14 protein-coding genes are annotated in these 13,076 nt (G+C 45.8%); 10 read left to right on the top strand and 4 right to left on the bottom strand.

Features of this window, described 5'->3' with window-relative positions:
- Nucleotides 1-6: 6 nt before the first annotated feature.
- From L4D06_RS14235 to L4D06_RS14225, 3 genes are read right to left on the bottom strand one after another with little or no spacing between them, the layout of a single operon-like run.
- Complete coding sequence (locus L4D06_RS14235) at nt 7-576, bottom strand: peptidylprolyl isomerase (protein ID WP_429740094.1); 570 nt, start codon at nt 574-576, stop codon at nt 7-9.
- Nucleotides 576-1,148, bottom strand: a complete 573-nt coding sequence (locus L4D06_RS14230; protein ID WP_274163567.1) for a YajG family lipoprotein — start codon at nt 1,146-1,148, stop codon at nt 576-578. Before L4D06_RS14230 ends, L4D06_RS14235 begins: the two co-directional genes overlap by 1 nt.
- A 27-nt stretch (nt 1,149-1,175) precedes the next feature.
- Nucleotides 1,176-2,303 carry a methyltransferase gene (locus L4D06_RS14225; RefSeq protein WP_429740093.1) on the bottom strand — a complete coding sequence of 376 codons (1,128 nt, stop codon included), beginning with the start codon at nt 2,301-2,303 and terminating at the stop codon, nt 1,176-1,178.
- A 125-nt stretch (nt 2,304-2,428) separates the two neighbouring features.
- Between L4D06_RS14225 and bolA the strand changes: the two genes are divergently transcribed.
- From bolA to nqrM, 9 genes are all read left to right on the top strand, one after another.
- The gene (bolA, locus tag L4D06_RS14220) at nt 2,429-2,752 is read left to right on the top strand and encodes a transcriptional regulator BolA (RefSeq protein WP_274163565.1); all 324 of its coding nucleotides are present in this window, start codon (nt 2,429-2,431) and stop codon (nt 2,750-2,752) included.
- A 498-nt stretch (nt 2,753-3,250) separates the two neighbouring features.
- Nucleotides 3,251-4,591, top strand: coding sequence for a Na(+)-translocating NADH-quinone reductase subunit A (locus L4D06_RS14215; RefSeq protein WP_274163564.1), 1,341 nt, complete (start codon nt 3,251-3,253; stop codon nt 4,589-4,591).
- Between the two features lie 2 nt (nt 4,592-4,593).
- Complete coding sequence (locus L4D06_RS14210) at nt 4,594-5,838, top strand: NADH:ubiquinone reductase (Na(+)-transporting) subunit B (RefSeq protein ID WP_274163563.1); 1,245 nt, start codon at nt 4,594-4,596, stop codon at nt 5,836-5,838.
- Complete coding sequence (locus tag L4D06_RS14205; RefSeq protein WP_274163562.1) at nt 5,825-6,607, top strand: Na(+)-translocating NADH-quinone reductase subunit C; 783 nt, start codon at nt 5,825-5,827, stop codon at nt 6,605-6,607. The genes L4D06_RS14210 and L4D06_RS14205 overlap by 14 nt, the downstream gene beginning before the upstream one ends.
- Nucleotides 6,600-7,232 (top strand): NADH:ubiquinone reductase (Na(+)-transporting) subunit D, encoded by a 633-nt coding sequence (locus tag L4D06_RS14200; RefSeq protein WP_274163561.1) that lies wholly within the window; start codon nt 6,600-6,602, stop codon nt 7,230-7,232. Before L4D06_RS14205 ends, L4D06_RS14200 begins: the two co-directional genes overlap by 8 nt.
- Nucleotides 7,233-7,239: 7 nt before the next feature.
- Nucleotides 7,240-7,836 (top strand): NADH:ubiquinone reductase (Na(+)-transporting) subunit E, encoded by a 597-nt coding sequence (gene nqrE, locus L4D06_RS14195; RefSeq protein ID WP_016959698.1) that lies wholly within the window; start codon nt 7,240-7,242, stop codon nt 7,834-7,836.
- Between the two features lie 31 nt (nt 7,837-7,867).
- Entirely contained in the window at nt 7,868-9,091 is a 1,224-nt protein-coding gene (gene nqrF / locus L4D06_RS14190; RefSeq protein WP_429740089.1) for an NADH:ubiquinone reductase (Na(+)-transporting) subunit F, read from the top strand.
- A 216-nt stretch (nt 9,092-9,307) separates the two neighbouring features.
- Entirely contained in the window at nt 9,308-10,324 is a 1,017-nt protein-coding gene (locus L4D06_RS14185) for an FAD:protein FMN transferase (RefSeq protein ID WP_429740087.1), read from the top strand.
- An 11-nt stretch (nt 10,325-10,335) separates the two neighbouring features.
- On the top strand, nt 10,336-10,557 hold the full coding sequence (gene nqrM, locus L4D06_RS14180; RefSeq protein WP_028023664.1) for a (Na+)-NQR maturation NqrM: 222 nt from the start codon (nt 10,336-10,338) through the stop codon (nt 10,555-10,557).
- A gap of 24 nt (nt 10,558-10,581) precedes the next feature.
- On the opposite strand, the gene L4D06_RS14175 is transcribed toward nqrM, so the two are convergent.
- Entirely contained in the window at nt 10,582-11,802 is a 1,221-nt protein-coding gene (locus L4D06_RS14175; RefSeq protein WP_429740085.1) for a GGDEF domain-containing response regulator, read from the bottom strand.
- Nucleotides 11,803-11,959: 157 nt separating this feature from the next.
- On the opposite strand from L4D06_RS14175, the gene dinB reads away from it, so the two are divergent.
- On the top strand, nt 11,960-13,018 hold the full coding sequence (gene dinB, locus L4D06_RS14170) for a DNA polymerase IV (RefSeq protein WP_274163696.1): 1,059 nt from the start codon (nt 11,960-11,962) through the stop codon (nt 13,016-13,018).
- Nucleotides 13,019-13,076 lie beyond the last annotated feature (58 nt).

Below are 13,076 nucleotides of genomic sequence, written 5' to 3'. Positions count from 1 at the left end.
TACCTGCTAGTTATTGATGATGATATTCTCAATAACTATAGGTTGCTGTGGGACATCACGCATGCCGCTTTGTGGAATTGTGACTGTCTTCGTGTTGGCCATCTTTTCGATGACGTTAAAGCCTTCGATCACTTTACCAAAAACGGTATAGCCAAATTTGTAAGACGAACCATTTAAGTTGCTGTTGTTCTGCAAGTTAATGTAGAACTGACGTGTTGCTGAATCAGGCGACGACTTACGCGCCATGGCAATTGTACCGCGTTCGTTACCAAGTCCATTCTTGGATTCGTTGACGACGTCACCGTAAGTGCTTGGACGGGCGTTAAAAGTAGCGTCGTAACCACCACCTTGGACCACAAACCCTTTGATCACTCGGTGGAACTGGGTGTCCACGTAGCTACCATCTTCTACATAACGAAGAAAGTTCTCGACTGACTTCGGTGCTTTGTCAGGATATAGCTCCAGCTTGAAGTCACCGACACTGGTTTCCACTTCTACAACAGGGTTAGCGGCCATGGCTGGCGCTGACACGATGAATGTCGCTGCGATCACAGCGGTCTTAATCAGGGAACGCATTAGAAGTTCTCGCTCATGAAGGTCGTTAATTGCGCATCACGTGCGATGTCTTGCAGAACGGCTTCTAGTAAGCTGTTCAACGCGATTTCCATGTCTTCTACAGAAGCACTGGATGCGCCTTCAGACGTTGATTTTCCCGTGTAGCGTTTGACGAACTTGTTTTCGCTTGTTTCGGCAACCAACTGAATTTGGACGTTGGTTGTCATGTCATGTGAAAACACTGAATGTTCAACTTTGACTAGAGCATCAAGTACATCGATACGCAGTTTACCTTTGCTATCTGCTACGACACGAAAACCTTGAGAGTTTAGTTGGCGCGTGAGTGCATCTTCGAGGACGATACGCACATTCGAGGTTGATTGGATGGGTTGAACGTTTTTACGACCATTATCAACCACAGCAACAAATTGAGCGGTACGCAAATCACGGCTTTCAATAACCAGTGCTTTATTTTGAGCAACAGGCACCGAGGAAATTACCGGCTGAGGTGCAACGGTTAACTGGGGTTCTTGAGGCGTAGAACAAGCACTCAAGCCAAGCACGAGTCCGGAAACGAGCAGAAGTTTTTTCATGAGTTAGCGTATCCCTTTAAAGTCTGGCTATTTATAAGCTTCGACAATAACAAACTTACGGTTGGAAGCAATGACTTGAGCATTGCCAAAAAGACGTTTCAATTTAGTATGATAGCCGAGGTGTCGATTACCAATAACCACAATTCTCCCCTTCGGTTCAAGAACCCGTCGAGCGTCACAAAACATTTGCCATGCAATGTGATCTGTCACTGTCTGTAATTGATGGAACGGAGGGTTACACATCACAACATCGGCGCTATTTGGTGTAAAGCCATCTAGGCAATTATTCACCATACAATGTGTTCTTGATGGCGCTATATCGTGATTTTCCAAGTTCATAGTGGCTGATGCCACAGCCATATGACTTTCGTCAACGGCAGTGATTTTAGCTTGCGGGTTAAGTTTCGCCGCCTGAATTGCCAGCACACCATTACCACAACCTAAATCAATGATGTGTTTAATGTTTTCATTCTTGGGCATGTGTTGAAGCATCAAGTAGGCGGCGATATCAAGACTCTCTGATGAGAAGACGTTTGCGTGGTTAGCGAGCGTGAGTTGATAGTCGGGCACATCAAATGATGTTGTCGCAGCAGGTAAGCCATCTAACTGCTTTTCTTTTTGACAGAAAATGAGTCGTGATTTCTTTTTGGCTAACGAGGTCTGCGTTGTTCCTAAATGCTTTTCAAACAGTTTGAGTGTTGAGGTATGGACATCTTTAACTTTTGCACCTGCAACGAGGGAGATCTCTTTGCTGGTGAGCTGAGAAACTTGCTGAAGTTGCCATACTAGAAGGCGATTGTTCTTTGGCAGCTTCATCAAAACGATGTCGATATCTGATGGCAGGGTATCAAGCGAAGATAGCCTCTCAATATCGCCCAAGTTATTAGCTTTTAGATTTTGTTCAATACTTTGTTGCGACAACCAAGAATCATTGACCGAAGTGACACGAAATCCCTTCGATGAGGCCCAGCAACTCAGTGCACCAAATCCGTCATTCATAATCAGAATATGTGCACCCGGTTCCAGCTTTTTCTCTTCGGTGTACTCAATGAGATATTCATCCGCGGCGTCCCAAGCTTGCAATGTTTCGTTCTTTTGCAAGGGATAACGGAGCAATTCCAATGCTATGTCTGCAATTTGTAATGTGGTTTTCATGGGAGGTATCAGCGAAGCGCTAGTGATAATGATGTATATTGTCGCAGAAGACAGGAATACTGCAATTGTCTTGCGGCAATCGAAGATGACATTGCCGGAAAAAGGTCATAAATAAAGAGGAACACATGATTGTTCAACAAAAAATCGAACAGAAACTGAACACCACGTTTTCACCTATCTTTTTGGAAGTACTCAACGAGAGCCATATGCACAACGTGCCTCCTGGATCAGAAAGTCATTTTAAAGTGACGGTCGTGAGTAAAGACTTTGAAGAGCAGCGATTGATCACTAGGCACCGTGCGGTAAATAAGACACTGGCCGATGAATTGCAAAATGATATCCATGCTTTGGCAATTCATACATATACTGAGAGTGAGTGGAATGATTTGAATGGTCATTCACCAGCTTCGCCAGCCTGTCGTGGCGGGTCGTTGCTAGATACAAAATAATTGAGATGGGCTGTTGAAATTAATGGCCCTTTTATTGCGCGAATAGTTATTTAATAGATACACAACAACTCAAAAATGTTTTTTGCAGTGGGTCTGATAAAAAGTGATTTTTAGTGGATTGTTAAAGATTTTGGTGTATTGAGAAAATCAAAATCAAGGCGGGCTCTTGACGCTTATGTTGATTTTGTAACAATTTTCACACATGAGCTTTGCACGCTATTTTGTGCACCCGCTCATACTTATTGACCTGAATTGGCGATACTTTGCTCAGTTGCCGAAAATACAGGGTGCATCACGGTGATTGCCGTGGAATAGCATCTTTGGTTGATGATAGAATCCACCGCTTGAAAACTGACTCCGCACGTCAAATTGTTGCGAGTTGGTGATGAGGAAGTTGCGAAGGCTATGATTGAATATCGTTCAGCCAGACAGTGGAAAGTCGTGTATTAACTGCGCAATAACAGATTTTTTTTTCCCGTTAATGTAGTGCAAGTGCGTATGATTACAATAAAAAAGGGCTTGGATATCCCAGTTTCAGGGGTTCCTGCTCAGGTGATAAATGATGGCCCAGCCATCACAAAAGTCGCCTTGCTAGGCGAAGAGTACGTTGGTATGCGTCCAACGATGCATGTTCGTGTTGGGGATGTAGTGAAAAAAGGTCAGGTTCTTTTTGAAGACAAAAAGAATTCAGGCGTTAAATTTACTGCACCTGCAGCGGGTACTGTGGTTGAAATCAACCGCGGTGCGAAACGTGTTCTTCAGTCAGTTGTCATCGAAATTGAAGGCAACGAGCAAGTCACTTTCAACAAATATGAAGCCTCTGAAATCGCAGGCCTAGATCGTCAATTGGTTGTAGACCAGTTGGTGGATTCAGGGTTGTGGACTGCGCTTCGTACCCGCCCATTTAGCAAAAACCCACAGGTTGATGCAAAACCTAAGGCTGTTTTCGTTACCGCGATGGATACCAATCCTCTAGCGGCAAACCCTGAGCTGATCATTAATGAACAGCAAGAGGCGTTTGTAGCTGGTTTGGACGTTGTTTCGCGTTTAACTGATGGCAAAGTATACGTGTGTAAAGGTGAGTCAAGCCTACCACGTAGCTCGCAGTCCAATGTGGAAGAGCAGGTGTTTAATGGTCCTCACCCAGCTGGTCTGGTTGGTACCCATATTCACTTCCTTCGTCCTGTTGGTGCTGAAGCACAGGTTTGGCATTTGAATTACCAAGACGTTATTGCGTTCGGTAAGCTTTTCCTTGAAGGCGAACTTTTCACAGACCGCGTGATTGCTCTTGCTGGTCCTGTGGTAAATAACCCGCGCCTGATCCGAACTCAAATTGGTGCTTCAATCAACGAGCTGACTAACAGCGAATTGATGCCTGGAGAAATCCGTCTCATTTCTGGTTCCGTACTGAGTGGTACGCAAGCTGGCGGTGTTCACGGTTACCTTGGTCGTTTCCACTTACAAGTAAGTGCGTTACGCGAAGGTCGTGAAAAAGAACTGCTTGGCTGGATCACTCCAGGCAAGAACAAATTCTCAGTAACGCGTGCGTATCTGAGTCAGTTCTTTAAAGGCCAGCTGTTCAACATGACCACTACCACTAACGGTAGTGAGCGTTCAATGGTGCCAATCGGTAACTACGAGCGTGTTATGCCACTGGACATTGAGCCAACGCTTTTGCTTCGCGATATCTGTGCAGGTGATCTGGACAGTATGGCTCAGCTAGGTGCACTAGAGCTGGATCCTGAAGATCTTGCTTTGTGTACATTTGTTTGCCCTGGCAAATACGATTTTGGCCCAATGCTACGCGAGTGCCTTGATCAAATTGAGAAGGAAGGGTAATCATGGGCTTGAAAAAATTTCTTGAAGACATCGAACCGCATTTTGAACCGGGCGGCAAGCACGAGAAATGGTTTGCGCTTTACGAAGCGGTAGCCACTGTTCTTTACACGCCGGGTCTTGTCACTAAGCGTGGCGCTCACGTTCGTGACAGTATCGATCTTAAGCGCATCATGATCATGGTGTGGCTGGCGGTATTCCCAGCAATGTTCTTCGGTATGTACAACGCGGGTGACCAGGCCATTATGGCGCTGAACTCGATGTACGGTGCTGAACAGCTTGCGTCGATTGTGGGCGGTAACTGGCACTACTGGCTAACAGAAATGTTGGGTGGTTCGTTGGCACCAGAGGCGGGTTGGGCAAGCAAGATGCTGCTTGGCGCAACTTACTTCCTACCAATTTATGCAACAGTGTTTATTGTTGGTGGTTTCTGGGAAGTCCTTTTCTGTATGGTGCGTAAGCATGAAGTCAACGAAGGTTTCTTTGTTACTTCAATCCTGTTTGCGTTGATCGTTCCACCCACTCTTCCTCTTTGGCAGGCAGCACTAGGTATTACCTTCGGTGTTGTTGTGGCGAAAGAAATCTTTGGTGGTACTGGTCGTAACTTCCTCAACCCAGCTCTTGCTGGCCGTGCATTCCTTTTCTTCGCTTACCCAGCTCAAATCTCTGGTGATTTGGTTTGGACTGCGGCGGACGGTTTCTCTGGTGCGACAGCATTGAGCCAGTGGGCAGCAGGTGGTGAAGGCGCACTAGTAAACACCGTTTCTGGTAACGCGATCACTTGGATGGACGCCTTCATTGGTCACATTCCTGGTTCTATTGGTGAAGTGTCAACGCTGGCTATCTTTATCGGTGGCGCAATGATTGTCGCGATGCGTATTGCATCATGGCGTATCATTTTAGGTACCTTTATTGGTTTGGTTGCAACGGCAACGCTATTTAACATCATTGGTTCAGACACTAACCCAATGTTCAGCATGCCTTGGCACTGGCACTTGGTACTGGGTGGCTTTGCCTTCGGTATGATGTTCATGGCAACTGACCCAGTTTCAGCGTCATTCACCAATAAAGCAAAATGGTGGTATGGCATCCTGATTGGTGCGATGGCAGTGATGATTCGTGTGGTTAACCCAGCTTACCCTGAGGGTATGATGCTGGCTATCCTGTTTGCGAACCTGTTTGCACCGCTGTTCGACAACCTGGTAATCCAGGGCAACATCAAACGGAGACTGGCTCGTGTCAAGCAATAACGATAGCATTAAAAAAACGCTGACCGTAGTTATCGCACTGAGCCTTGTTTGTTCAGTCGTGGTTTCTTTTGCGGCGGTGTCTCTGCGTCCTCTACAGCAGAAAAACGCAGTTCTTGACGTTCAGCGCAACATCTTGTCTGTTGCAGGCATTGATGCAAATGGTGACGTTCAAGGCGCTTTTGATAAGTTCATTGAACCTCGTCTTGTTGACTTGTCGACAGGTGATTTTACAGGAACTGTTGAAGAAGCTGCTGCCTATGACCAACGCGCCGCTGCGTCTGATCCAGCTCAATCGGTAAAACTGTCAGCTGAGGAAGATTTCGGCAAGATCGGTCGCCGTGCGAACTTGGCTAAGGTTTACCTAGTTAAGAACGAGCAAGGTCAGACAGACGAAGTTATACTGCCAATGCATGGTAACGGCCTGTGGTCCATGATGTACGCGTTTGTTGCTGTTGAAACTGACGGTAACACTGTAGGTGGTATTGCTTACTACCAACAAGGCGAAACTCCTGGGCTTGGCGGTGAAGTTGAAAACCCACGCTGGCGTTCACAATTCGAAGGCAAATTGCTGTTTGACGACAAAGGTCAGCCTGCAATTCGCATGGTGAAGGGTGGCGCACAACCGGGTGACATCCACGGTATTGATGGTTTGTCTGGTGCAACACTGACTTCAAACGGTGTTCAGCACACATTCGACTTCTGGCTGGGTGACAATGGCTTTGGCGCGTTCCTTAAGAAGGTTCAAGAGGGAGAGCTGAACAATGGCTGATACTAAAGAACTGAAAGAGAATCTATGGGCTCCGATCCTAAGTAATAACCCGATCGCCCTTCAGGTTCTAGGTGTTTGTTCTGCACTAGCAGTCACCACCAAGCTAGAAACAGCATTTGTAATGACGCTAGCAGTAACTTTCGTTACAGCGTTTTCAAACCTGTTTGTTTCGGCTATTCGTCATCACATTCCTAACTCTGTGCGTATTATCGTTCAGATGGCGATCATTGCATCGTTGGTAATCGTGGTTGACCAGATCTTGAAAGCGTACGTTTACGATATCTCTAAGCAGCTATCTGTATTCGTTGGCCTGATCATCACCAACTGTATCGTTATGGGACGTGCAGAAGCGTATGCAATGAAGTCTGCGCCACTGCCATCATTCATTGACGGCATTGGTAACGGTCTTGGCTACGGCTTTGTATTGATCACAGTTGGCTTCTTCCGTGAACTGTTGGGCTCTGGCAAACTGTTTGGTGTGTCTATCCTGCCTCTGACGTCAGAAGGCGGTTGGTATCAGCCAAACGGTATGATGTTGCTGGCTCCATCAGCGTTCTTCCTGATCGGCTTTATGATCTGGGTTATACGTGAGTTCAAACCTGAACAAGTAGAAGCGAAGGAGTAAGGACGTAATGGAACATTACATTAGCCTTATGGTTCGTTCGATTTTCATCGAGAACATGGCGCTGTCATTCTTCCTAGGCATGTGTACTTTCTTGGCTGTATCTAAGAAAGTAAAAACATCATTTGGCCTAGGTGTCGCAGTTATCGTCGTACTGACCATCGCTGTTCCTGTCAATAATCTGGTTTATAACCTGATTTTGAAAGACGGCGCGTTGGCACCAGGCATTGATCTGAGCTTCCTGAACTTTATCACCTTCATCGGTGTTATCGCAGCGTTGGTTCAGATTTTGGAAATGGTCCTAGACCGCTTTTTCCCGCCACTTTACAACGCACTGGGTATCTTCCTTCCGCTTATCACAGTTAACTGTGCGATCTTTGGTGGTGTATCTTTCATGGTTCAGCGTGATTACAATTTCGCAGAATCAGTGGTATACGGCGCAGGGTCGGGAATCGGCTGGATGCTAGCGATTGTTGCGCTGGCAGGTATTCGTGAAAAGATGAAGTATTCTGACGTTCCTCCAGCTTTACGTGGTTTGGGTATTACCTTCATCACTGTAGGTTTGATGGCGTTGGGCTTTATGTCTTTCTCTGGTGTTCAACTGTAAGTCGGGTAAACCGCGATATAAGGATTAGTCAATGGACATTATTCTTGGTGTAGTGATGTTTACTCTTATCGTACTGGCTTTGGTATTGGTGATTTTGTTCGCCAAATCCAAACTGGTACCTTCAGGTGACATCATCATCTCTGTAAATGGCGATCCCAATTTGGCGATCACCACTCAACCAGGTGGCAAGCTGCTAAGTGCACTTGCTGGCGCTGGTGTATTCGTTTCTTCTGCTTGTGGTGGCGGTGGCTCTTGTGGTCAGTGTCGCGTGAAGATCAAAGATGGTGGCGGTGATATTCTGCCAACCGAGCTTGATCACATTAGCAAGGGTGAAGCGCGTGAAGGCGAGCGTCTAGCGTGTCAGGTTGCAATGAAAACTGACATGGATATTGAGCTGCCGGAAGAAATCTTTGGTGTTAAAAAGTGGGAATGTGAAGTTATCTCTAACGATAACAAAGCCACTTTCATCAAAGAGCTTAAACTGCAAATTCCTGATGGCGAATCAGTGCCTTTCCGTGCGGGTGGTTACATCCAAATCGAAGCACCTGCTCACCATGTTAAATATGCGGATTATGACGTACCAGAAGAGTACCGCGAAGATTGGGACAAGTTTAACCTATTCCGTTACGAGTCTAAGGTTAACGAAGATACCATTCGCGCGTACTCAATGGCGAACTATCCAGAAGAATTTGGCATTATTATGTTGAACGTGCGTATTGCTACGCCGCCACCAAATAATCCAAATGTTGCGCCAGGCATTATGTCTTCATATATTTGGTCTTTGAAAGAAGGCGATAAGTGTACGATTTCTGGTCCGTTTGGTGAGTTCTTCGCAAAAGACACTGATGCTGAAATGGTATTCGTAGGTGGTGGTGCTGGTATGGCTCCAATGCGTTCGCATATCTTCGATCAGCTTAAGCGTTTGAAGTCTAGCCGCAAGATGTCTTTCTGGTATGGTGCACGTTCTAAGCGTGAGATGTTCTATGTGGAAGACTTCGACGGTCTTCAAGCAGAGAACCCGAACTTCCAGTGGCATTGCGCATTGTCAGATCCTCTACCAGAAGATAACTGGGAAGGTTACACTGGCTTTATCCATAACGTGTTGTTTGAGAACTATCTTAAAGACCACGATGCCCCAGAAGATTGTGAGTTCTACATGTGTGGTCCTCCGATGATGAATGCGGCAGTTATTGGCATGCTGAAAGACCTTGGTGTAGAAGACGAGAACATCCTTCTGGATGACTTCGGCGGCTAATTACCTTTGCGTCGAAAAGACAAATGGCTGGCCTTTGGGTCAGCCATTTTGCATCTACATCGTCATCAATTCATCGATACTAATCACAGTGGGTATTTCTCCGCTATTGCATTGTCATCACACAGCAAATGCATACTGCGATTCGTATTAAAATAGGTTCGCGTCTCTTGTTGATGTTGTTCCTGAATCTCTATTTTCAACCAACCGGATGAAGTAATGAAAAAATTCCTGTTGTCTCTCGGTCTTATTGTTAGCAGCATTTTTCTCTTGGCCGGATGTGACCAAGCGCCTAAGCAGGTTCACCTTACGGGGTCGACCATGGGTACTTACTATTCTGTGAAGTATTTACCTAAAGGCGATATGCCAAGTACCGTTGATGTTCAAGCTGAAATAGATAAGCGCCTAGAGCTCGTTAACGACCAAATGTCGACGTACCGCAAGGACTCTGAACTAAGCCGTTTCAATCAGCAAAAGAACAGCGATGCGTTCACTGTATCAGCTGACACAGCCAAAGTTGTAAACGAAGCCATTCGCTTAAATCTGCTGTCTGACGGCGCACTAGATGTGACGGTAGGGCCTTTAGTTAACTTATGGGGCTTTGGTCCTGAAGGGCGCCCTGATCGTGTTCCTAGTGATGAATTGATCGCTGAACGCAGACAAATGACAGGTATCGAGTTTTTGAGTGCTACGGCTCATTCACTCACCAAGACGAACCCTGATCTTTATGTCGATCTGTCGTCGATCGCTAAAGGATTTGGCGTTGATGTGGTCGCAAACTATCTAGCGCAACTCGGTGCGCAAAACTATTTGGTTGAAATCGGTGGTGAACTTCAGCTAAAGGGCGTGAATGGTGAAGGTCATCCTTGGCGAATCGCCATTGAAAAGCCAGGAGAAGAGCAGCAGTCCATTCAAGAAATTATCGCACCCGGCGATATGGCGGTAGCAACATCTGGCGATTATCGAAACTACTTCGAAGAAGACGGTGTGCGTTATTCACACACTATCGACCCGAAGACTGCGAAACCGATTAACCACCGTTTGGTTTCGGTAACCGTTTTGGATAAATCATCCATGACGGCTGATGGCCTTTCCACTGCATTTATGGTGATGGGGCCTGATCGTGGTTTAGCACTGGCGAACCGCGAAAATATCCCAGCATTTTTTATTGTAAAGACCGATAATGGTTTTACAGAAGTCGCATCGGATGCGTTTACAAAATATCTAACACGTTAAGGGTCATAAAGATGTCTGAGTATCTGATAACGTTTTCGGTTTTCTTGCTAGTGATTGCTGGCATGGCGATCGGCTACATTGTTCAACGTAAAACCATAAGCGGTAGCTGTGGTGGACTTGGTTCGGTTGGCATTGAGAAAGAATGCGACTGTCCTGAACCTTGTGATGCGAGGCAAAAGCGAGAAGCTCGTGCTGCTCGTGCTGAAGAGTGGAAAAAGAACCAAATCATTTAAAAGAAACCGCCGAAAGGCGGTTTTTTAATAGATGATGTTATTTCTTCCATTGTTTTTGGCTGCATATAGCTTGTCGTCTGCGCTCTTGAGTAATTGAGGCAGTGACTGCTCTCCACTTGCCACTCCGATGCTGGTTGTAAGGCGCATAGGCTGGCCTTCGTAATGAATGGTGGTGTTTTCCAACTCGTTACGAAACGCCTCTAGTTCGGCATTGAATACATCAGAGTTGCCAGTACAAAGCACAACAAACTCCTCACCTCCAAACCTAGCAGGCAATGCAGAAGAGAAGGCGGTGTTAAGCATTTGCCCAATCGACTTTAACGCATGATCACCACCATTATGCCCAAACTGTTCGTTGATCATTTTGAAATGATCAATATCGATCATGGCAATGCTTTTAAAAGGCGCCGGGTTTTGGTCTGTAAAATTAAAAAAATATCTCCGATTCCACAATCCAGTGAGATCATCTCGGTTGGCTAAGAAATACAATTGTTCGCTGGCGTCTTGCATGTCGAGTACTGCGTGTATACGGCAATATAGCTCTTCTTGGTTGAAGGGTTTGTTAAGGTAATCATTGGCACCCGCTTTTAGAAATTGGGGAATCAGATCGGGATTGTTTGATGCAGAGAGTCCAATAATGGCGAGTTCGTCTCGGGTTTTATTCAATCTCAAATGTTGAGTGAGTTCCAAACCATTCATCAGAGGCATATCGTTGTCTGTAATAACGAGATTCACTTCCCATGTGTTTTCCAGTACTTCAAGTGCTTCAAGTCCGTTAGACGCTGTGACTACGTTCAAATACTGACGTTCCAACAGTTCAGTAAGATATTGCGTAATGACGGGGGAATCATCGACGACTAACGCAGTTTTATTGGTGTTTTGAACCAAACGATTCAGCAAAGGCACCAAAAATGCTAAAGACACTGCGCTGTCTTTAAGGATGTAATCGACGATACCTTTTTTCAGCAACTCTTCTCTGAGATTCTTATCTGCATTGCCGGTCAAAACAATGGCTCGATATCCAGATTGGAGCACACTGTCTATCACTTCTCCTTTAGGGGCATCGGGCAGACAGTAGTCAAGAACAGAGCAAATCAGAGAAGGCTCTGATTCTAAGTACGCCATAGTTTCTGCGAGTGTACCGAAAACAATAGCTTCGAAGCCCGCATCGATGAGTAGCGCTGAAACATAACTTTGGAACGTGGGACTATCATCGACAACAAGCACTTTGAGGTTATTTTTCATGAGTATATTCCCCTTCTCATGTCTCGTTAATGTGTCTATTGAGTAGTTTGTTGTTCAAGTGTTAATAATAGCCGAGATACAAGAATACGTAGAGTGATTGACTTGATATGGAAATACTGTTTTTATAAACAGTGGTGCGGGCACATTTAAGTATGAAATGAGAAAAATTATCCACGTAGACATGGATTGTTTTTATGCGGCAGTAGAGATGCGGGACAACCCGGAACTGCGAAATATTGCGCTAGCGATTGGCGGCTCAGAAAAACGCCGCGGCGTTATTTCCACCTGTAATTACATGGCTCGCCAATATGGCGTGCGCTCGGCGATGGCAACCGCCCATGCTCTTAAACTCTGCCCAAACTTGACGGTTGTTCGTGGTGATATGAACAAATATAAGGCCGTCTCGGTACAGATACGCGCCATTTTTTCCCGATACACTGACAAGATAGAACCGCTATCTCTTGATGAGGCCTATCTTGATGTTAGTGAATGCTTACTTTTTAAAGGTTCAGCCACCTTAATTGCTGAAGATATCCGCCAGTCGATCAAAAATGAATTGGGATTAACCGCTTCTGCGGGCGTTGCCCCGGTTAAGTTTGTCGCTAAGGTGGCGTCCGATCTGAATAAACCCGATGGCTTGTATGTTGTGACACCTAGTGAAGTAGATGCTTTTGTAAAAGTGCTTCCGTTAGAGAAGATCCCGGGCGTGGGTAAAGTGACCTTGTCGAAACTGCATGAGCTTGGTCTATTCAAGGGTGAGGACGTACAGCAGTGCGATCGCAATATGCTGCTTCAGCGGTTTGGTAAGTTCGGACATGCTTTGTGGAACCGCTGCCAAGGTATTGATGATCGTGACGTTGAAACAGACCGCGTGCGTAAATCGGTTGGGGTTGAGCGTACCTTACCAGAAGATATTCAGACTGAAGAAGAATGCTTAGCCGTCATGAAATCGCTTTATGAGGAAATGGAAACGCGTTTGAAACGTGTGTGTCCTGATTTATTGATCGCTCGTCAGGGCGTTAAGCTGAAGTTCTCTGACTTTCAACAAACCACGGTCGAACATAAGCAGTGGCGCTACGATGAAAGCGCATTTTCGGAGCTAATGATTGAAGCATTGTCACGAAAAAATGGACGAGGTGTTCGACTGATTGGCCTTACCGTCGGGCTGTTAACCGTTGATAGTAGCAAGGCAACGCAACTAAGTTTTGATTGGTAGCGAGACTTGTTTGGCAGGTATATGGGCGCGATATTCGCGCCCATTTATTTTCTTGTTG

The sequence above is a fragment of the Enterovibrio makurazakiensis genome (assembly GCF_050336585.1).
Taxonomy (GTDB): domain Bacteria; phylum Pseudomonadota; class Gammaproteobacteria; order Enterobacterales; family Vibrionaceae; genus Enterovibrio; species Enterovibrio gelatinilyticus.
Note: the sequence above shows the minus strand (reverse complement) of the source record. Positions and strands in the feature narration are given on the sequence as shown.

Coding starts and splice junctions, on each gene's coding strand:
- L4D06_RS14235 (WP_429740094.1), bottom strand. CDS start 576: ATGCGTTCCCTGATTAAGACCGCTGTGATCGCAGCGACATTCATCGTG.
- L4D06_RS14230 (WP_274163567.1), bottom strand. CDS start 1,148: ATGAAAAAACTTCTGCTCGTTTCCGGACTCGTGCTTGGCTTGAGTGCT.
- L4D06_RS14225 (WP_429740093.1), bottom strand. CDS start 2,303: ATGAAAACCACATTACAAATTGCAGACATAGCATTGGAATTGCTCCGT.
- bolA (WP_274163565.1), top strand. CDS start 2,429: ATGATTGTTCAACAAAAAATCGAACAGAAACTGAACACCACGTTTTCA.
- L4D06_RS14215 (WP_274163564.1), top strand. CDS start 3,251: ATGATTACAATAAAAAAGGGCTTGGATATCCCAGTTTCAGGGGTTCCT.
- L4D06_RS14210 (WP_274163563.1), top strand. CDS start 4,594: ATGGGCTTGAAAAAATTTCTTGAAGACATCGAACCGCATTTTGAACCG.
- L4D06_RS14200 (WP_274163561.1), top strand. CDS start 6,600: ATGGCTGATACTAAAGAACTGAAAGAGAATCTATGGGCTCCGATCCTA.
- nqrE (WP_016959698.1), top strand. CDS start 7,240: ATGGAACATTACATTAGCCTTATGGTTCGTTCGATTTTCATCGAGAAC.
- nqrF (WP_429740089.1), top strand. CDS start 7,868: ATGGACATTATTCTTGGTGTAGTGATGTTTACTCTTATCGTACTGGCT.
- L4D06_RS14185 (WP_429740087.1), top strand. CDS start 9,308: ATGAAAAAATTCCTGTTGTCTCTCGGTCTTATTGTTAGCAGCATTTTT.
- nqrM (WP_028023664.1), top strand. CDS start 10,336: ATGTCTGAGTATCTGATAACGTTTTCGGTTTTCTTGCTAGTGATTGCT.
- L4D06_RS14175 (WP_429740085.1), bottom strand. CDS start 11,802: ATGAAAAATAACCTCAAAGTGCTTGTTGTCGATGATAGTCCCACGTTC.
- dinB (WP_274163696.1), top strand. CDS start 11,960: ATGAGAAAAATTATCCACGTAGACATGGATTGTTTTTATGCGGCAGTA.